The sequence below is a fragment of the Streptomyces sp. SYP-A7185 genome, from assembly GCF_046103685.1.
In the GTDB taxonomy this organism is placed as follows: domain Bacteria; phylum Actinomycetota; class Actinomycetes; order Streptomycetales; family Streptomycetaceae; genus Streptomyces.
Genome location: NZ_CP122310.1, coordinates 1,367,055 through 1,385,830 on the forward strand (window position 1 = coordinate 1,367,055; position 18,776 = coordinate 1,385,830).

Consider the following 18,776-nt stretch of genomic DNA (forward strand, 5'->3'; position numbering starts at 1 on the left):
GGTGGTCCTCTCTGCTGGGGGCATCTGCCGGGAAGGACGGACGGACGTGCGGGATTGCCGGATGTCGTGGGGAGCGCCGGAGGTCAGAGGGCGGCCACGGCCCGGCGCAGGAAGCCGAGCCCGTCGGTCGCGAGGGCGTCCTGGGAGGGCGCGAGGGGCCGCCAGACGGAGGCGGCGACGGCGATGGCGTCGTTGTGGGCCGTGAACGACTCGATGCAGAGCGGCCCCCGGTAGCCGCACGCGTCCAGGGCGCGCAGGAAACCGGGCCAGTCGAGGTGGTCGGCGCCGGGCGCGCCCCGGTCGTTGGCGCAGACCTGGACGTGGGCGACGCGGCCCGCCGCCGCGCGGACCGCCGCCGGCAGGGAGTGCTCCTCGATGTTCTGGTGGTAGGTGTCCAGGGCCACGCCGATCGACTCCTCGGGCAGGCCCGCCAGGCCGTCGAGGGTCTGGGCGACGGTGTTGAAGAGGCTGGTCTCGTAGCGGTTGAGGGGCTCCACGGCGATGCGGACGCCCGCGCGGGCCGCGTGGGCGACGACCGGCGCGATGTGCTCGCGCCACTCCTCGTAGGCCGCCGCGCGCGTGGCCCGGTCCATCCGCCAGGTGCGGCCGACCGCCGCGTAGACGGGGCCCGCGACGACGGGGGCGCCGATCGCGTGGGCGGCGTCGACGCAGCGGCGCAGGTAGTCCTGGGTGGCGCGCAGCGTGCCCGGGTCCGCGCGCACGAGGTCGCGGCCGTCGGGCATGACGGCGACGACGGCCGCGGGCGTCAGGCCCGTGGCGTCCAGGAGCTTGGCCGCGGCGGCGGGCTCCCAGTCGTCGGGGCCCTCCAGGGGCAGTTCCACGCAGTCGAAGCCCCACTCCGCCAGGCGCGGCAGCGTCTCGCCGAGTGCCTCGCCGGTGACCGGCGAGTGCCAGATCCACGGGTTGGCACCCAGCGGCCAGCCGGCGTACGTCACTTCTTGCCTCCCCAGTCGCCCGGGAAGCCCGGCATCTTCTGGCAGCCGCACATCGCGTAGTGCAGCGGCGGCATGCCCTCCTGGAGGTACTCGTCGAGGTTGGCCCGCGTGATCGTGGGCTGCGGCAGCTTCCACTCCTTGGGGACCTCCTTGCCGTCCAGGATGCGCAGGGCCGCGATGACCGGCGTGCGCCACTGGAAGGTCGGGTAGGTGGGGGCGATCGCCGTCAGCTTCTTGTCCTTCCACGCCTGGAGGAAGTCCTGCTGGTCCTCGCCGGTGATCGGCGGCACATCGACGCCCGCGTCCTCGAAGGCCTCGACGGCAGCGACGGCGGTGGCGCCGGAGTCCATCCAGACGCCGTCGACGGAGCCGTGCCGGGAGATCGCGTCGGCGACGATCGACTTGGTCTTGGCGGGGTCGCCGTCGGTGAACTTGGCGTCCACGACCTCCAGTTCGCTCTTGTCGAAGGCGAGTTTCGCCGCGGACCAGCGGGTCTCCAGGACGTCCACGCCGGGTGAGATGCGCAGGGCGAGGATCTTGCCCTTGGGTTTGACCTTGTCGACGAGGAAGTCGGCGGCGACCGCGCCGTAGCCGTAGCCGCCGATGGGGTTGACGAAGGTGACGGCGCAGTCGGTCTCCACGCCACGGTCGAAGACGATCACCGGGAGCTTTCCGCAGGCCTCCTTCACCGCGGGGGTGAGGGTGGCGGTGGTGTTGGGCGAGACGATGAGCGCGTCGCAGTCCTTGTTTCCGGCGAGCTCCTGGATGTCGGAGATCTGTTTGTCGTCCTTGCCCTGGGCGTCCAGGACGGTGAAGTCGCTGATCTCCTCGTGGAGTTTCACCTCGGCCTTCATGTTCTTCAGGCCGACCTGGCGCCAGGGGTTGAAGACGCCGGCGTTGGAGAAGCACAGGTGGGTGCCGCCCGAGCCCTTCTTCTCGTACCGGGCGGTGTCGGTCATCTCCGGTTCGAGCATCTGCTCCCAGGGTTTGCCGTCCGGCCCCTGCGGGGTCTGCTCGCCGAGCTTCAACTGGCGCTCATATTCAGCCTGTTCGAAGAACTTGGAGGGTTTGTCGCCGCCCTCGTCGGAGCCGGCGGACCGCGAGGCGGCGGCGGGCGAGTCGGGCGGTGCGTCGCTGGTGCAGGAGGTGAGCAGGGCGCCCGCGAACAGCGCGGCGGCGGGCGCGAGCAGGCGGCCGCGCCGGAGGGGCGCGCGCCCGCGGTGGGGCTTGTCGTGCGTCACGAGGGTCTGCATCACGAGGGTCTGCCTCCCGAGGAGTGGGTACGACGGCGGCGCGGACGGGACCAGCCGGCGGCCCCGAGCCCGACCGCGGCGATGACGATGACGCCCTGCACGGTCGATTCCAGGGCGCCCGATACGCCCTGGAGGTTGAGCAGCGTGAACAGGGCCTGGAGCGAGAAGGCGCCCGCCATCGCGGCGACCACGCTGCCCCGGCCCCCGCCGAGCACGACCCCGCCGAGGACCACGGCGGTGATCGCCTCGAACTCGTAGCCGCGGCCCGCCTGTGCGGAGACCCCGGAGAATCCGCCGACGAGGGCCGCGGCCAGTGCCGCCGCCGCGCCGGACAGCACGAAGGCGATGACGCGGGCGCGGTGCACCCGGACGCCCGCCAGGGCGGCGGCGCGTTCGCCGTCCCCCGTCGCGATCAGCGTGCGGCCGAAGTCGGAGCGCATCAGCAGCACGGCCACGGCGCCCGCGACGAGACAGGCGAGGACCGCCCAGGGCAGCCAGCCCAGGGCGGTGCCGCGCCCCATCTGGCGGAAACCTTCCGGGAGTTGGCCGTGCGGGGAGCCGCCCGTCCAGAAGAAGACGGCGCCCTCCAGGATCAGCATCATGCCGAGCGTGGTGATGAACGAGGGCACTCTCAGTTGCGTGGTGACCAGTCCGCTCACCAGGCCGGTGAGCGCCCCCGCGAGCAGCAGGCCCGCCGTGACGAGCGGCCAGGGCGCGCCCGGGAAGGAGCCGTAGACCTCGGCCGCCGCGACGACACCGGCGGTGACGATCGCCCCGACCGACAGGTCGAACTCGCCGCAGACGATGACCAGGTACTGCCCGGCGGCGAGGATCACCAGCGGCGCGGCGCGCTTGACGAAGGCCAGGAAGCGGTCGGGTTCGTAGAAGCCGGGGTCGGTGACGGCGAGGGCGACGAGCAGTACGGCGAGGAGCGCGTAGACGGGCGCCCCGGTGCCGAGCGTGCGGGCGATGCGCCGGTAGGGGGCCGCCGTCACGGTCTGTTCGGGTTCGGCTGTCCGGCCGCTCATGCGGGCCTCCTGCTGCCGCGCCGGGCGTAGAGGGCGACGGCGGCGATGATCACGACGCCGCGCACGACGTTCTTGAAGAACGGGTCGACGCCGAGCTGGTTGAAGACGGAGTCGAGCACGGCGAGCACGAGGACCCCGCCGAGCGTGCCCGCCACTCCCCCGCGGCCCCCGGCGAGGACGGTGCCGCCGAGGACGACGGCGGCGATCGACTCCAGGTCGTAGCGGGCCTCGGTGCCCGCCCAGGGGGCGCCCGCGCCGAGCCGTGCGGCGAGGAAGAGCGCGGCGGCGCCCACGCACAGCGAACACAGGACGTGGGCGGCGATGATCGTGCGGCGGGTGCGGACACCGGAGAGCCGGGCGGCGTGTTCGTCGCCGCCGGTGGCGTACAGGTGGTGTCCGAAGCGGGTGCGGCGGGTGATCAGCCACATCACGGCGGCGACGGCGGCGAGCAGGAAGAGCGAGACGGGCACCGGCCCCATGCGGTCGTAGCCCAGGTGCTGGAACGAGGCGGGGACCTGTCCCGCGGGGCCCGTGTAGGTGTCCTCGATCCAGCCGCGCAGGATGAACGCGGTGCCGAGCGTCGCGATGAACGCGTTGACCTTGAGCCCGGTGACGATCAGGCCGTTGGCGAGTCCGACGGCCGCCGACAGGGCGAGCACGGCGAGTACCCCGGTAAGGACGCTGCCGTCCTCCATGGTGGTGGCGGCGACGAGCGTGCCGAGGCTGATCAGGTAGGCCACGGACAGGTCGAGGGAGCCGGTGAGGATCACGGCGGTCTGCCCCACGGCGACCAGGCCGAGGGCGACGCAGTTCTGGAGGATGCCGACGACGTTCGGGACCGTGAGGAAGTCGCCGCCGCGCGCGGCGACGACGATCCAGCCCAGCGCGGTGACGCCCGCGGCCGCGAGCCAGACGCCGACGGCGGGATCGGTGAGCCGGCCTCTGCGCGGGGCACGGGTTTTCACGGCGGGCGGTGGGGCGACGGTGGTGCCGGTGGTACCGCTCACGCGGCGGGCTCCTCTCCGGACGGGGCGCTCGGGTGACCGGAGAGGGCACTCGGGTCTCCGGACGGGTCGCTGGTGGCGAGCCGCATGACGTCCTCCTCGGCCGCCCCCGCCGGCAGTTCACCGGCGATGCGGCCCGCGGACATGACCAGGACGCGGTCGCTCATGCCGATGAGTTCGGGCAGTTCGGAGGAGACGATCAGGACGGCCATGCCCTCGCGGGCCAGTTCGCGCACGAGGGTGTGGATGGCGGCTTTGGCGCCCACGTCGACGCCCCGGGTGGGTTCGTCGAAGAGCAGGATCCGGGGGCGGGCGGCGAGCCACTTGGCGATGACGACCTTCTGCTGGTTGCCGCCGGAGAGGTACCGCACCTCCTGGTCCTCGCCGCGCGCGTGGAGGCGGACCCGCTCCAGGAGCGCGGTGAGTTCGCGGGCGGTGGGCGGCTCGCCGCGGGCGGGCACGGCACGCGTCACGAGCAGCGCGTTGTCGCGCACGGACTGGCGCAGGGCGAGCCCTTCGGCCTTGCGGTCCTCGGTCACCAGGGCGATACCGGCGCGGATGGCCTGCCGCGGCCCGGTGGGCCGCAAGGGTGCGCCGTCCACGGTCATGGCGCCCGCGGTGAAGGGCGCCGCTCCGAACAGGGCCCGCACCAGGGACGTGCGCCCCGAGCCGGCCAGGCCCGCGATGCCGGTGATCTCGCCCGCGCGCAGCGTCAGACCGATGCCGCGCAACCGGTCGTTGCCGCCGCCGGTGACGGTCAGGCGCACCTCGCCGAGATCGTCGGGATGGGCGCGCGGCGGGTAGTAGGCGCTCAGCTCCCGGCCCACCATGGCGCGGACGACCTGGTCGGTGTCCGTGGCGCGGGTGGGGACCGTCGTGACGTGGCGGCCGTCCTTGAGGACCGTGATCCGCTGCGACAGGTCGAAGACCTCCCGCAGCCGGTGCGAGATGTACAGGATGCCGAGGCCGCGGGCCGCGAGGCGGCGCACGAGGCCGTGCAGGAGGCCCGCCTCGTGGTCGGCGAGCGGCGCGGTGGGCTCGTCCATCACCAGGACGCGGACGTCGGAGGCGAGCGCTTTGACGATCTCGACGGTCTGCTGCCGGGCCACGGACAGATCACGGATGTAGGTGCGCGGCGTGATGCCCGCCACGCCGACCTCGGCGAGGAGTTCGGCGGTGCGGGCCTCCATGGCGCGGCGGTCGACCAGGCCGCGACGGGTCGGTTCGCGGCCCAGGAAGACGTTCTCGGCGACCGTCCGGTGCGCGAGCAGCGCGAACTCCTGGTGGATGATGCCGATCCCGGCGGCCTGGGCCTGCGCGGGATGGCTGAAGGAATGCTCTGTTCCGTCGAGCACGATGCTGCCCTCGTCCGGGACGTGTTCGCCCGCGAGGACCTTCATCAACGTGGACTTGCCGGCGCCGTTCTCGCCGACCAGGGCGTGCACCTCGCCGGCGGCGAGGTCGAGGGACACGTCGTGCAGCACGCGCACCCCGAGAAAGCTCTTGGACACCCCGCGCATCGCCAACATCTCTTGCGTCGCCTTCATCGCCTGCACCCTCGGCTCCTTCGGCAGCGGTCTGCAGAGCAATGTGATGAGGCGGCTTTGACCTGTCAAGAGCCCAAGCAGCTTTCCGTACAAGCAAGTTGACGGTCACTTAGGTCGATTTCCGAACAGCATCCGCCTTGTGAGCAGCCAAACTCGTCCCTAAGGTTGCTGCCATGTCTGGAGCGCCGGATCACCCCGTTTCCGCACCGTCCTCACCCGGCGAAGTCCTCGCCCTGCTCCGCACGGGAGCGGTGCAGACCCGTGCCGACATCGCCCGGATGACCGGGCTCGCGCGCTCGACGGTGTCGCAGCGGGTGGACGCGCTCATCGCGCACGGATTTGTCACGGAGGAGTCCGACGGCGGGTCGACGGGCGGCCGGCCGCCGCGCCGGCTGCGGCTGCGCACCCGCGAACACGCCGTGGCGGGCGTGGACCTGGGCGCCTCGCACTGCCGGGTCGCCCTGCTCGACATCGGCGGCGAGATGCTCGCCCTGCGCGAGGACCCGCTCTCCATCGCGGACGGCCCCCAAGAGGTGCTCGGGCACGTCGAGCGGACGCTGCACGCCCTCCTGAAGGAGGCGGCGCGCGATCCGGTGTCCTTGCAGGCCATCGGGGTCGGGGTGCCGGGGCCGGTGGAGTTCTCGACGGGCCGCCCGGTGGATCCGCCGATCATGCCGGGCTGGCACCAGTACCCCATCCCGGAGTTCTTCGCCGAGCGGTTCGGCCCGCGGGCGCTGGTCGACAACGACGTGAACGTGATGGCGCTGGCCGAGCAGCGGCGCGCCTTTCCCGACACGCGCTATCTGCTCTACATCAAGGTGGGCACGGGCATCGGCTGCGGCATCGTCGCCGACGGCCGCCTGCACCGGGGCGCGCAGGGCAGTGCGGGCGACATCGGGCACATCCGGGTGGGCGACATCGAGGATCCCTGCCGGTGCGGCAACTCCGGCTGCCTGGAGGCGGTGGCGGGCGGCGCGGCGATCGCCCGCAAGCTCGCCGCGCTCGGCCTGGAGGCGACCTCGGGCAGCGACGTCGTACGCCTGGTGAAGTCCGGCAACCGTGATGCCGTGCGCATGGTGCGTGAGGCGGGCCGCGCGGTGGGCGAGGTCCTTGCGGGCCTGGTGAACTTCTTCAACCCGGACACGGTGGTGGTGGGCGGGGCGCTGGCCGCCGTGCACGACCAGCTCCTCGCGGGCGTACGGGAAGCGGTGTACCGCCGCTCGCACCCGCTGGCCACCCATGTCCTGCGGATCGAGCCGAGCCGCACCGGGGAGAACGCGGCCGCGATCGGCGCGGGCATCCTCGCGGTCGAACACGCACTGTCCCCCCGCCAGGTGGACCGGGTCCTCGCGGGAGCGGCCCGCTGAGAGCAGGCGTCCCGCTGAGAGCAGGCGTCCCGCTGAGGGCGGGCGGCCCGCGCACGCCGGGACCACGGGGACCGGACAAGCACCGTGCAACACCGGCCATACCGCCACCGCCCCCATACCGCGGGGGCACTTCCGCCCGTAACTTCTGGACATGTCCCTCAATGACACCCGGCAGATCGACCGCGCCAACGCCGCCCCCGAGCGTGTTCCGGTCGTCTTCGTGCACGGTCTGTGGATGCTGCCCGGCAGCTGGGACCACTGGGCGGCCCACTTCGAGGCCGCCGGATACGCGCCCGTGGCCCTGTCCTGGCCCGGCGACGCGGACACGGTCGCCGAGGCCAGGCAGCACCCCGAAGCGCTCGCGGGCAAGACCGTCGGACAGATCGCCGGTCACCTGGCCGGGCTGATCGACCGCCTGGAGCGCAAACCGGCCGTCGTCGGGCACTCCGTCGGCGGACTGCTCACCCAGATCCTCGCCGGACGCGGCCTGTCCGCCGTCTCCGTCGCGATCGACCCGGTGCCCTTCCGCGGTGTCCTCGCGGTGCCCCTGTCGACGCTGCGCTCCCTGCGCCCGATCATCGCCAACCCGGCCAACCGCAAGCGCGCCCGCCCCCTGACCTTCCCCCAGTTCCGCTACGCGTACGCCAACGCCGTCAGCGAGCGCGAGGCCAGGGAGCTCTACGACACGTACGCGGTCCCGGCGCCGTGCGCCCCGCCGTTCCAGGCGGCCACCGCCAACCTCAACCCGCGCTCGGAACTGAAGGTCGACTGCCGCAATCCCCGGCGCGGCCCCCTCCTGATCATCTCCGGCGAGAAGGACAACGCCGTGCCCTGGGCGCTCGCCAACGGCGCGTACAAGAAGCAGCGGGAGAACTCCGGCGTCACCGAGATCACGGAGATGGCCGGCCGCGACCACGCCCTGACGATCGACCGACGCTGGCAGGAGGTCGCCGACACGGCCCTGGCCTTCGTGCGCCGCTTCGTGTGAGGCCGCGGCGCGCAGGCACTCCCTGCCCCGCCCATCCCCCGAACAGGTGGACCGGACCTGTGGTGCCGCGGCGGACCGCGCCGGTGTCCGGCGCGGTGTTCGTGCTGCTCATTGGTCCAATCCACTGACGCGCCGCAGGCCGTGCGGCCTCCCGGGGCGAAACCCGCCGGGACCGGCGCTGACGTGGGAAATTCCGTCTCCTGGGCATGATTGACGGATCGTCGGCGAGCCGGTACCACTGACGCACGCCCGGCCCCGCACGCCCCATCACGCTTCACCGTCCCAGGAGGCTGCATTGCGAGGATCCGCCACCGCCCGCACCCCTGCCGCGCGCAGACGCGCCGTCAGGACCGCGGGCGCCCTTGTCTCCGCCGGTCTGCTGCTTCCGCTGCTCGGTGCCGCCCCGTCCGCCCCGTCGCCGGGCTCCTCCGCCCCGGCGCCTTCGGACGCGCTCCAGGAGGCCTTCGCGGCCGCCGCCACCGAATACCGCGTGCCGCAGAGCGTGCTGCTCGGAGTGTCCTATCTCCAGTCCCGCTGGGACGCGCACGGCGGCGCGCCGAGCGTGACCGGCGGGTACGGCCCCATGCACCTCACCGACGCGCGCACCGCCGTCGCCGGCGCCCCGCACCACAGCGAGGGCGCGGAGGACCCGCGCGGCGACGAGTCGCGGGGTGTTCTCAAGCCGGCGGAGTTCACGGCCAAGGTGCCGGAGAACGCCGAACTGCCCGCCCGGCTCAAGACGCTGCCCCGCGCCGCCGCCCTGAGCGGCCAGCCCGCCGAGCGGCTGCGCACCGACCCAGCCGCCAACGTACGCGGCGGAGCCGCCCTGCTGGCCGCCGCGCAGAAGAAGCTCGGCAAGCCGCTGAGCGACGACCCCGCCGACTGGTACGGCGCGATCGCCCGCTTCTCGGGAGCCGACGACCAGGCCACCGCGGCGACCTACGCCAACGACGTCTTCGCCGTCATCCACGACGGCCAGGAGCGCACCACCGACTCCGGGCAGCACGTGTCCCTGGCGGCGGTCGGCGGACTCGAGCCGGATGCCGCGCAGGTGCGGGGCATGGGACTGCGCAAGGCGCCGAAGGGCGAGACCGAGTGCCCCTCGACCGTGTCGTGCGAGTGGATCCCGGCGCCCTACGAGGAGTTCAAGGACCCGAACGGCAACGACGACTACGGCAACCACGACCTGGGGAACCGGCCGAGGAGCCAGAGCATCGACACGATCGTCGTCCATGACACCGAGGGCCGCTGGGAAGGCGTCCTCAACATGGTGCAGGACCCCACGTACGTCTCCTGGCAGTACACCCTGCGCTCCACCGACGGGCACATCGCCCAGCACGTGAAGGCCAAGGACGTCGCCTGGCACGCGGGCAACTGGTACGTGAACTCCAAGTCGATCGGCCTGGAGCACGAGGGCTTCCTGACCGCGCCCGACACCTGGTACACGGAGGCGATGTACCGCTCGTCGGCGCGCCTGGTGAAGTACCTGGCGAAGAAGTACGACATCCCGCTGGACCGCCAGCACATCATCGGCCACGACAACGTCCCGGGCACCCTGCCGTCGACGATCGCGGGCATGCACACCGACCCCGGCCCGTACTGGGACTGGCAGCACTACTTCACGCTGCTGGGCAGGCCGTTCACGCGCACGGCCGGCCCGGACGGCGGCCTGGTGACGGTGGCCCCGGACTACGCCAAGAACCGGCCGGAGTACACGGGCTGCGCCAAGGCGGGCGAGAAGTGCCCGGTGCACGGCTCGGCAGCGGTGCGCGTCCACACCGAGCCGCGCGACGACGCGCCGCTCGTCAAGGACATCGGGCTGCGGCCCGGCGGCGGCGACTCGACGACCGGGGTGAACGACACCGGCGCGCGCCTGTCCACCGGCCAGCAGTACGCGGTCGCCGACCGCGAGGGCGACTGGACCGCCGTCTGGTACCTGGGCCAGAAGGCCTGGTTCAAGAACCCGAAGAAGCAGCCCACCGCCGTCGACGCGAAGGGGCTCGTGGTGACGCCGAAGGGCGACGCCAAGGACATCCCGGTGTACGGGCGCGCCTACCCGGAGAAGGAGGCCTACCCGGCGGGCGTCCCGGTGCAGCCGGTCACCCCGCTGCCGTACAAGCTCCTCGCGGGACAGAAGTACGCGATCGGCGACAAGGTGCCGGGCGAGTACTTCTACGCGCCGACGTTCGACACGGCCCCGCACAAGGTGGTGCGCGGCAAGGACACGTACTACGAGATCCAGTTCGGGCACCGCGTGGCGTACGTCAGGGCTGCCGACGTGAAGGTGGTGCGCTCGGGCTCCTAGAGCCGTCGGGACGGCGGGGCCGGGTCCGCGCGGGAGCGGGCCCGGCCCCGCCGTGTGAGCGCGCGCACCGGCGCGCGGGCGGCGGCTCAGTCGAAGACGTACCGCTGCCCGGCCCGCGCCTTGAAGGTCTGCTCGCCGCCCGGCAACAGGCTGCTGCGCACGGTGAGTTCGCGGGTGCGCGAGGCGGTGAGCACGATGCGTGTGGCCCGGCCGCCCGACCACTCGACGTCGACGCCTGCCCCGCCACGGGCCCGCAGGCCGCGCACGGATCCCTCGGGCCAGTCCGCGGGCAGCGCGGGCAGCACCTCGATGACGTCGAACTGGCTCTGCAGAAGCATCTCCACGATGCCCGCGGTCGCCCCGAAGTTGCCGTCGATCTGGAACGGCGGGTGGGTGTCCCAGAGGTTCGGCAGCGTGGAGGACCTGAGCTGTTCGCCGAGCATCTTGTGCGCGTGGTCGCCGTCGCGCAGCCGCGCCCAGAAGTTGATCTTCCACGCCTTGGACCAGCCCGTGCCGCCGTCGCCGCGCGCGGTGAGCGAGACCTTCGCGGCCTCGGCCCACGCGCCGCCCGGCCGGATCTGGCGTCCGGGGTGCAGGGCGTAGAGGTGGGAGACGTGGCGGTGGTCGTCGGACCGGGAGTCCAGGTCGGCCTTCCACTCCTGGAGCTGGCCCCAGGAGCCGACGCGCAGGCCCGGGTCGAGCGCGGCGAGCGTCCGCTCAAGCTCGGCGCGGAAGGCGGGCGGGTCACCGAGCACGCGGGCGGCTTCCAGGGTGTTGGTGAGCAGGTCGTGGACGATCTGCTGGGCCATGGAGTCGCCCGCGGTGAAGTCGCCGTGCTCGGGCGAGTAGCTGGGGGTGACGACGAGGGTGCCGTCGCGGGGGTCGGTGCGCAGGTTGTCGAGCCAGAACTCGGCGGCCTCCTTCATCACCGGATAGGCGGTGGTGCGCAGGTACTCCGTGGAGCCGCCGAAGCGGTAGTGCTCGTAGAGCTGCGCGGTGAGCCAGGCGGCGGCCTCGGGGAACCAGAAGGCGGTGGACCAGTCGTGGACGCCGGTGAAGCCGTAGGGGTTGGTCTCGTTGTGCACCACCCAGCCCCGGGAGCCGAACATCTCCTTGGCCGTCCGCCGGCCGGGCGCGCGCAGCGCCTGGACGAAGCGGTCGTAGGGGGCGGTGGTCTCGGCGAGGTTGGCGGCCTCGGCCGGCCAGTAGTTCATCTGGAGGTTGATGTTGGTGTGGTAGTCGGCCGACCAGGGCGGGGAGGTGCTGTTGTTCCACACGCCCTGGAGGTTCGCGGGCAGCGAGCCGGGCCGGGAGGAGGCGATGAGGAGGTAGCGCCCGTACTGGAAGAACAGGGCTTCGAGGGCCCGGTCGGCCGCGTGCGCTCCCGTCCCGTAGCCCTTGAGCAGCTGGTCGGTGGGTATGTCGGCCGGGGCGCCCTGGCCGATGTCGAGGGCGACACGGTCGAACAGGCCGCCGTGGTCGCGCAGATGGCGTGCGCGCAGGTCGCCATGGCCGCGGGCGAGTGCCCGGTCGACGGTACGGGTGACGCGCGCGTGCGGGTCGTCCCCGCGGTAGTGGGGGTAGGTGTCGGCGTAGTCGGTCCCGGCGGCGAGGACGAACCAGAGGTGATCGGCCCCGGTGACGGTGATGCTGCCGTCCGCGTTCGCCGTGCGGGTGCCGCCCCGGTGCGCGACGCGCAGCTGCGCCTCGAACCTGAGGCCGTTGTCGGCGAGTTCGCCGCGTACGGCGATCCGGTCGTCGGCGGCCTTGGCGGTGAAGTCGGCGCGGGGCGAGGTGTGGCGCAGGGTGCAGGTGACGCTCGCGGGGCGGTCGGCGGAGAGCCGCCCCACGAGCACGCCGTCGGGGTGGGAGACGAAGAACTCCCGCTGGTGGCGCGCCTTTTGGTGGGTGTACGTGACGGTCGCCAGGCCCGTACGCAGATCGAGGGCGCGGCGGTAGGTGGCGTCGGGCGCGTCCGGGGCGCCCGGCAGGTCCAGGTGCAGGTCGCCGAAGGTCTGGTGGGCGCCGTAGCCGCGGCGGGACTGGCCGAGGTCGGCCGCCACGGCGTTGGGCGCGAGGGCGCCCTGCTCGTCCAGCTGCTCGCGCACGGCGTCGAGGGCGCCGGGCCGGGGCGTGCGCCAGTTGCCGTGGTCGTAGCCCTCGCGGGAGCCGGGGCCGCCGGTCCACAGGGTCTTCTCGTTGAATTGGAGCCGCTCGGAGGCGAGGGTGCCGAAGATCATGGCGCCGAGTGCGCCGTTGCCGACGGGGAGGGCCTCGCGCTCCCAGTCCTCGGCGGGTTTCGCATACCAGAGCACGGATTCATCGGATGTATCGCGCCCGCCTTGTCGGCCCTCGGCTGCGATCGCGGTGTCGGCGGGTGTCCCCACGCCCGCCGCCAGAGCGGCAGACACACCTACGGCGGACTTCATCGTGGTTCTTCGCGAGATCCCGGGAGTCATGACCGGTCACGTTAAAAGTCCGATGACTGGCCTGGCAAGGCACATGACAAAACCCACCCCTCCGGCAGAAGGGGTGGGCAGGCGGTCCGTGTCCCGCGCGGGCTGGGTCAGCCCTGCTGGAAGAGCTCCGCGGGCAGCGGCTTCAGGAGGGCGTACAGATCGTCGGTGATCGGCCGGTCCCAGGCGGCGATCGTGACCAGGACGCCGTCGCTGCGGTCGAACTGCACGCAGGAGATACGGCTTTCGGAGAGCTTGAGGCGGCGCACGATGAGGAGGTTGTCGCCCTGCATCACCGGCATGTCCTCGGTGGTGACGACGGTGACCTCCTCGTCGTTCTCCAGCGCCTGGAGCAGCTGGGCCACCTCGAAGGGCACCTCGTCGTCGGCCGTCTCGCGCGCCGGGGAGCCTTCGGGCAGATTGCCGATGATCATCGCGGGGCCGCGCCCGCCGAAGAGGTCGTAGCGCAGGAAGACGCCCTGGCAGCTGCCGTCGGGGGCGGGCAGCAGGCCCGCGCCGAGGTTGCCGGGCCAGTCACCCGGGTCCATGGCGAGGACATCGAAGTCCGGGCCAGCGGGAGTGGCGGAGCTGCGGCGGCGGAGGAAGGACATGCGCCAATGGTACGTGGCCCGCGGTGCTTCTCGGCGCGGGGGCGGCGCCGGCCCGCGCGGGGCGGCGACGGGGTGGGGGCGGTGTTCGGGGCGAGGTCAGCGGGGGTGGTGGGGCGCGAGTGCGGCGGCAAGACCGGAGCGGTCCGTTCCCACTTTCCGGTACACGGCGGACAGCAGCCGGACGACGGCCGGCTCGTCGGTGTGCAGCTCCTCGGCGATGCGGGCGGCGGACGCGCCGCGGACGGTGAGCGCGGCGGCGGTGCGCTCGCGTGCCGTGAGGGTGTCGGTCTCGGTGCCGTGCAGCAGGCGGGGGCGCAGTCCGGCCGCCGCGAGCTCGTCGCGGGCCTGCCCGACCAGGCCGTCGGCGCCGCACAGGACGGCTGCCTCCAGACCGCGGTACAGAGGGTCGGCGGCATCCTTGGGGCGGCCCGCGCGGCGCAGTTCACCGCCCAGGGCGACCAGCGCACAGGCCAGTTCGTACGCGGCGGGTGACCGCTCCAGGTGGCCGACGGACTCCTCCAGGAGCTTGACGCGCGCGGAGCCCGACGCGACGCCCGCGGTGATCCGCAGCGCCTGCCCGACCGCCGAGGCGGTGGCGAACCTGCGGGCGCGCCGGACGGCCTCGTACGCGGTGGCGAGCGCGCGCTCGGGGGCGTCGTCGGCCTCGGCGAGCGCGAGGTGGAGCTGCCAGGGGCACCAGGCGGGGTTGCGCATGCCCCGCGGGTCGAGGCGGCGGCCCGCGGCGGCGAGTTCGGCCGCCGCGTCCTTGGCGAGGCCGCGGGCCAGGAGCAGTTCGCCGTGCACGGCCTGCGCGTCGGGGAAGACGACGGCCGCGGGGAACGGCTCCCCGAAGCCGTACGCGTCGGCGGTGCGCGTGGCCTCGGCGACACGGCCCCTGGCCAGCAGGATCTCCACGAGGATGCCGACGGCGTACCAGTGGGCGGGCGTCCCCGAGCCGACCCGCTCGGCGATCCGCAGCCCGGCGCGCACGAAGTCCTCGGCCTCGGCCAGGCGCCCGCGCCGGAAGCGCACATACCCGAGAAGGGTGTACGCGAACGACAGATGGGCGCCGCGCCAGCCCTGGCGCTCGAAATCGGAGATCCCGGCGGCGAACAGTTCCTCGGCGCGCCCGGGCCGGTCGGCGTACAGGAAGGTGAGGGCGACCAGGACCGGCACCTCGAAGCCCCGGTCCTCCTCGGCCCAGCCCAGGCCGCCGACCAGGGCGCGCTCGGCGTGCCGCACGGCGGTCGCGGCGGGTTCGGCGCGCAGCATGGCGTCCCAGGCCCGCAGCCCGATGACGTACCGCTCGGTGAGATCGCGGCCCGGCAGCCGGTCGGCCAGGCGGGCAAGGCGCCGCGAGCGGGCCGGCGAGTCCGGTTCGTCGGCCCGGAAGGCGTCCCACATGAACTGCTCGGCCCGCATCCGGATCCGCACGCGCGGCTCGGTGGTCAGGCGGACCTCGCGGGCCAGGGTGTCGGAGGCCTCGCCCAGGCGGTCGGAGTGGGCCAGGACCTGGGAGAGGCGGTAGACGATGCCCTGGCGCAGGGCGGGGTCGGTGATGGGCTCTTCGAGCGCGGCACGCAGGTGGTTGACGGTCGTCGCCGGTTCGGTCAGGAGGGAGGCGCAGCCCAGTTCGTACAGGACGGCCGCCCGGTCCTCCCAGGGCGGGGGCTCGCGCAGGGCGCGGGCGAGATAGCGGCGGGCGGCGTCCGGGGCGCCGGCGCGGACGGTCTCGCGGGCGGCGGCCCGCAGCTGCTGCACGACCCACGTGTCGCCGTCGGGGTGGACCTCCAGGAGATGGCGTGCGGCGGCGGGCGCCCCGAGCCCGGCGTTGACCACGGCCCAGGCGGCCTGGCCGTGCAGGGCGACGCGCACGCCGGCGGGGATGGCGCGGTAGACCGCGGTGGCGATCAGCGGGTGCACGAACTCCAGGACGTCGGCGCCGGTCAGGACGCGGGCCCCGCGCAGCCGGTCGGCGCAGTCGGCGGACTCCCGCTCGCCGATGCCCGCGACGGCCGCGGCGAGCGCCGGGGAGATCGAGGTGCCCAGGACGGCGCAGGCCCAGGCGAACCGGACGGTGGAGGTGCCCAGCCGCTCCAGGCCGGCGACGAGGCCGTTGCCCTTCACGGCGGCGGCGAGGTCACGCAGCAGACGCGCGCCGGCCTCGTCCGGGGTCAGCCCGCGGTCGCGCACCTTCGCGGTCAGCTCCACGGCCTCGAACGGATTGCCCGCGGTGACCGCCCAGCACTCGCGGCAGAACGCGTCGTCGGCGCGGGCGCCGAGCGTGTCGCGCACGAGACGGGCGACGGCGGTGGCGCTGAGCGGTTCGAGCCCGATCGGCCGCTGTCCGGCCCGTCCGGGCAGGCCTCTGAACTCAGCGGCGTGTGCGGGCAGTTCCTCGGGACGGTAGGCGACGAAGAGCAGCAGCGGCAGGGCCTCGGCGCGGGGCGCGAAGGCGGTGAGCCAGCTCAGGGACTCGGCGTCCGCCCAGTGCGCGTCGTCGATCACGACCACCAGGGGAGCGCGCTGCACGGCGAGATGGGTGAGCACCCAGTCGAGACCGTCCCGCAGCCCCTGGGGGTCGGGCGGCGCGCCGTCCGGCGGTGCGCACAGGCCGAGGGCGGGCCCCACGATCGCGTACCAACTGCCCAGGACGTCCCGCAGTTCCGCGTCGGAGACGGAGGCGAGCAGCGGCTGCACCAGCTGCCGTGCCACGTGGAAGGCGACCCGCTGCTCCTGGTCGCCGCCTCGGGCCGGTGCCACGGTGCAGCCCTTGGCGACGGCGCGGCGCCGCGCCTCGGCAAGCAGCGAGGTCTTGCCGAGGCCCGCGGGCCCGGCGAAGGCGATGAGGGCGCCCCGAGGCCGGTCGGCGGGCTCCGATCCGTCCCTCGACAGATCACACAGCTCGCTCAACGCCTCGTCCACCAAGCCGAGTTCACTCTCGCGCTCCAGAAGGAGCCGCTTTCCGTGGGTGACGTGATGCACCATGGGACACCCCCCGCCACGGTGCGGCGCCGAGCACCTCCCGCGGCGCGTGCCGTGGCCTACCGGCCCTTCAGGTTACGCCCGCGGGGCCCGCCGGGAGCCGGTTCGGCCACAGCGGTGCGGCGGCGACGGGTGCAGCCGCTCCGGACGAAAGGACCCCATGTGACGGCCACCGCCGCAAACGTGCTCGATTACTGGCACGCCGGTCTCGGTGACGTGCCCGAGGAGGTGTGGCGCACGCCGGGCCTGGAGGTACTGCTCCTGCCGGACAACGCGCTCACCCGGCTTCCGGCGCGGATCGGCACCCTGACCTCGCTGCACACGCTGGACCTGGGGCACAACCGCCTGACGGAGCTGCCCCCGGAGCTGGGCGGCCTCACGGCCCTGAGCCGCTTCCTCTACGTCCACGACAACCGCCTCACGTCACTGCCGGACTCCCTGGGCGACCTGAAGCGGCTGGCCTACCTCAACGTGGGCGAGAACCGGCTGACGGCGCTGCCCGACACCTTGGGATCGCTCGGCGCCCTGGTGGAGCTGCGCGCCCAGCACAACCAGCTGACGTCGCTCCCCGCGTCGCTCGGCGGCCTGAGGTCGCTGCGCGAACTGTGGCTGCGCGGCAACCGCCTCACGTCGCTGCCCGCGTCGCTCGCCCGCCTGGGCGCACTGCGTGAACTGGAGCTGCGCGAGAACGCGTTCGCGGTGGTGCCGCCGGCCCTGCGGGAACTGCCGATGCTGCGCCGGCTCGACCTGCGGTCCAACCGCCTGCGCGCTCTGCCGCCCTGGATCGGCGACCTGCCCTCGCTGGAGAAGCTCGACCTGCGCTGGAACGAGGTCACCGTGCCGCAGGGGCTGCTGCGCGGACTGGAGGAAAAGGGGTGCGTGGTGCTGCGGTGAGGCGAGGCCGCCGGGTCGTGCGGCTGCGGGGTGCTAGCGGGGATCCGGGGGCACGACGGCCACCGCGCCCTTGGCGTGCAGCAGCACCGCGTTGGTCACCGAGCCCATCAGGCGGCCCAGCGCCTTGCGGTGCTTGTGCCTGCCCACCACCACCAGGTCCGCCGCCCGCGACGCCTCCACCAGCAGCCCGGCGGCATCCCCCGGCAGGACGTCCCTCTCGACACGCACCTGCGGATGGCGCTGCTGGAAGGGGGCCAGCTGCTCGCCCGCCAACTCCGTGTACCGGGCGGCGGACGCCGCGTCCGCCTCCGCCGAGGTCACGAAGTCACCGGTGGCCGTGTAGACCAGGACGGGCCCGGGATAGGCGCAGACCACCCGGAGCGCCGCGCCCCGCAGCTCCGCCTCCGCGAAGGCGAAGCCGATCGTGGTCTCGTGCGGGGAGAGCGCGTCGAGCCCCAGCACCACGCGCGGCGGCGCCTGCGCCGCGGGCTCCTCGTCCGGCCGCACCACGACCACGGGGCACAGGGCGTCCCGCGCGGCCGCAAGGCCGTTCGAGCCGAGCAGCAGGCTGGTGAAACCGCCGCGCCCGCGCGAGCCGAGGACCAGCAGCCGCGCCCCGTCGCCGAGCCGCGGGATGTCCCGGCCCGGGGTGCCCTCCACGACCTCGACGGTCAGCGGCGGCAGATCCGGCCGCCCCTCCAGGGCGCCGCGCACCCGGTCGGCCACCGGGTCGGCGTCCGTGCGGTGGTCGATGGCCGGCATGTACGGACCGTCGGCCAGCGGCATCGCGTACTGGCGCACGTGCACGACCCGCAGCGGCGCGTTCCTCAGCCGGGCCGCGGACAGCGCCCATTCCAGGGCGTGGTCGCTGCCGGCCGACCCGTCGACGGCCACGACCACGGGTTCCTCGCCGGCCGGGGCGGACCGGACGGGCGATGCGTCACTCATGGCTTCCTCGTCTCCGGCGCAAGGCCAAGGTCGACCGTCTCCGCCTCCGGTCCCAGCCTCCGCCAGGAGGCGGGCCGGTCGGCGCAGACCACGGTCACCAGGTCAGCACGGTCCGCGCCGCGAACGGTCGCGACAGCCGGAGACGAGGGGCCACAACGCCCCGCACGGCCTACGTCAGGTCGAACTCCCCCGCTCGCGCGCCGTGCACGAACGCTCCCCACTCCGCCGGGGTGAAGATGAGGGACGGGCTCTCGGGACGGCCGGCGTTGCGCATCGCGATGAAGCCCTCGACGAAGGCGATCTCCACATCACCCCGCCCGTCGCTGCTCGATTGCCAGTCCGCTGTGCTGAGGTCGAGCTCCGGCTTGTCCCAGCCCGTGAGCGGGCGCTGCTGACCTGCGAGCGGATGCTGCTGAATGGTGCCTTCGGCCACG

Annotated in this window: 14 protein-coding genes; 4 read left to right on the plus strand and 10 right to left on the minus strand. The window is 73.5% G+C overall.

Features of this window, described 5'->3' with window-relative positions; all coding sequences use genetic code 11:
- Positions 1-83 precede the first annotated feature (83 nt).
- Genes QBL25_RS05820 through QBL25_RS05840 form a run of 5 tightly spaced genes read right to left on the minus strand, consistent with a single transcriptional unit; the run spans position 84 to position 5,770 of the window.
- Complete coding sequence (locus tag QBL25_RS05820; protein ID WP_409055902.1) at positions 84-956, minus strand: sugar phosphate isomerase/epimerase family protein; 873 nt, start codon at positions 954-956, stop codon at positions 84-86.
- On the minus strand, positions 953-2,209 hold the full coding sequence (locus QBL25_RS05825) for an ABC transporter substrate-binding protein (RefSeq protein ID WP_409055903.1): 1,257 nt from the start codon (positions 2,207-2,209) through the stop codon (positions 953-955). Before QBL25_RS05825 ends, QBL25_RS05820 begins: the two co-directional genes overlap by 4 nt.
- Positions 2,209-3,237 carry an ABC transporter permease gene (locus QBL25_RS05830; protein ID WP_409055904.1) on the minus strand — a complete coding sequence of 343 codons (1,029 nt, stop codon included), beginning with the start codon at positions 3,235-3,237 and terminating at the stop codon, positions 2,209-2,211. Before QBL25_RS05830 ends, QBL25_RS05825 begins: the two co-directional genes overlap by 1 nt.
- On the minus strand, positions 3,234-4,244 hold the full coding sequence (locus QBL25_RS05835; protein ID WP_409055905.1) for an ABC transporter permease subunit: 1,011 nt from the start codon (positions 4,242-4,244) through the stop codon (positions 3,234-3,236). Before QBL25_RS05835 ends, QBL25_RS05830 begins: the two co-directional genes overlap by 4 nt.
- Entirely contained in the window at positions 4,241-5,770 is a 1,530-nt protein-coding gene (locus QBL25_RS05840) for a sugar ABC transporter ATP-binding protein (RefSeq protein ID WP_409062562.1), read from the minus strand. The genes QBL25_RS05835 and QBL25_RS05840 overlap by 4 nt, the downstream gene beginning before the upstream one ends.
- Before the next feature lie 191 nt (positions 5,771-5,961).
- Here QBL25_RS05840 and QBL25_RS05845 point away from each other — a divergent pair, with 191 nt between their 5' ends.
- The 3 genes from QBL25_RS05845 (at position 5,962) to QBL25_RS05855 (ending at position 10,448) form a co-directional block, all read left to right on the plus strand.
- Positions 5,962-7,155, plus strand: coding sequence for an ROK family protein (locus QBL25_RS05845; protein ID WP_409055906.1), 1,194 nt, complete (start codon positions 5,962-5,964; stop codon positions 7,153-7,155).
- Positions 7,156-7,306: 151 nt separating this feature from the next.
- Positions 7,307-8,143, plus strand: coding sequence for an alpha/beta hydrolase (locus tag QBL25_RS05850; RefSeq protein ID WP_409055907.1), 837 nt, complete (start codon positions 7,307-7,309; stop codon positions 8,141-8,143).
- Positions 8,144-8,438: 295 nt separating this feature from the next.
- On the plus strand, positions 8,439-10,448 hold the full coding sequence (locus tag QBL25_RS05855) for an N-acetylmuramoyl-L-alanine amidase (RefSeq protein WP_409055908.1): 2,010 nt from the start codon (positions 8,439-8,441) through the stop codon (positions 10,446-10,448).
- An 86-nt stretch (positions 10,449-10,534) separates the two neighbouring features.
- Here the strand turns inward: QBL25_RS05855 and QBL25_RS05860 are convergent, their stop codons facing one another.
- From QBL25_RS05860 to QBL25_RS05870, 3 genes are all read right to left on the minus strand, one after another.
- Positions 10,535-12,763, minus strand: coding sequence for a glycosyl hydrolase family 95 catalytic domain-containing protein (locus QBL25_RS05860; RefSeq protein WP_409055909.1), 2,229 nt, complete (start codon positions 12,761-12,763; stop codon positions 10,535-10,537).
- Between the two features lie 251 nt (positions 12,764-13,014).
- A complete protein-coding gene (locus QBL25_RS05865; RefSeq protein ID WP_409055910.1) occupies positions 13,015-13,515 on the minus strand; it encodes a hypothetical protein in 501 nt (166 codons plus the stop codon).
- A 96-nt stretch (positions 13,516-13,611) separates the two neighbouring features.
- Positions 13,612-16,503 carry an ATP-binding protein gene (locus QBL25_RS05870; protein WP_409055911.1) on the minus strand — a complete coding sequence of 964 codons (2,892 nt, stop codon included), beginning with the start codon at positions 16,501-16,503 and terminating at the stop codon, positions 13,612-13,614.
- Positions 16,504-16,662: 159 nt separating this feature from the next.
- On the opposite strand from QBL25_RS05870, the gene QBL25_RS05875 reads away from it, so the two are divergent.
- Positions 16,663-17,394 carry a leucine-rich repeat domain-containing protein gene (locus QBL25_RS05875; protein ID WP_409055912.1) on the plus strand — a complete coding sequence of 244 codons (732 nt, stop codon included), beginning with the start codon at positions 16,663-16,665 and terminating at the stop codon, positions 17,392-17,394.
- 33 nt (positions 17,395-17,427) lie between these two features.
- On the opposite strand, the gene QBL25_RS05880 is transcribed toward QBL25_RS05875, so the two are convergent.
- Together QBL25_RS05880 and QBL25_RS05885 are read right to left on the minus strand one after the other, a co-directional pair.
- Positions 17,428-18,342 (minus strand): universal stress protein, encoded by a 915-nt coding sequence (locus QBL25_RS05880; RefSeq protein ID WP_409055913.1) that lies wholly within the window; start codon positions 18,340-18,342, stop codon positions 17,428-17,430.
- A 169-nt stretch (positions 18,343-18,511) separates the two neighbouring features.
- Positions 18,512-18,775 carry a DUF397 domain-containing protein gene (locus QBL25_RS05885; protein ID WP_409055914.1) on the minus strand — a complete coding sequence of 88 codons (264 nt, stop codon included), beginning with the start codon at positions 18,773-18,775 and terminating at the stop codon, positions 18,512-18,514.
- Position 18,776: the final 1 nt, after the last annotated feature.

Bases quoted from the DNA above. Each gene is read 5' to 3' on its own strand.
- QBL25_RS05840 (WP_409062562.1), bottom strand. From the start codon at position 5,770: ATGTTGGCGATGCGCGGGGTGTCCAAGAGCTTTCTCGGGGTGCGCGTG.
- QBL25_RS05845 (WP_409055906.1), top strand. From the start codon at position 5,962: ATGTCTGGAGCGCCGGATCACCCCGTTTCCGCACCGTCCTCACCCGGC.
- QBL25_RS05865 (WP_409055910.1), bottom strand. From the start codon at position 13,515: ATGTCCTTCCTCCGCCGCCGCAGCTCCGCCACTCCCGCTGGCCCGGAC.
- QBL25_RS05830 (WP_409055904.1), bottom strand. From the start codon at position 3,237: ATGAGCGGCCGGACAGCCGAACCCGAACAGACCGTGACGGCGGCCCCC.
- QBL25_RS05870 (WP_409055911.1), bottom strand. From the start codon at position 16,503: ATGGTGCATCACGTCACCCACGGAAAGCGGCTCCTTCTGGAGCGCGAG.
- QBL25_RS05880 (WP_409055913.1), bottom strand. From the start codon at position 18,342: ATGAGTGACGCATCGCCCGTCCGGTCCGCCCCGGCCGGCGAGGAACCC.
- QBL25_RS05850 (WP_409055907.1), top strand. From the start codon at position 7,307: ATGTCCCTCAATGACACCCGGCAGATCGACCGCGCCAACGCCGCCCCC.
- QBL25_RS05825 (WP_409055903.1), bottom strand. From the start codon at position 2,209: ATGCAGACCCTCGTGACGCACGACAAGCCCCACCGCGGGCGCGCGCCC.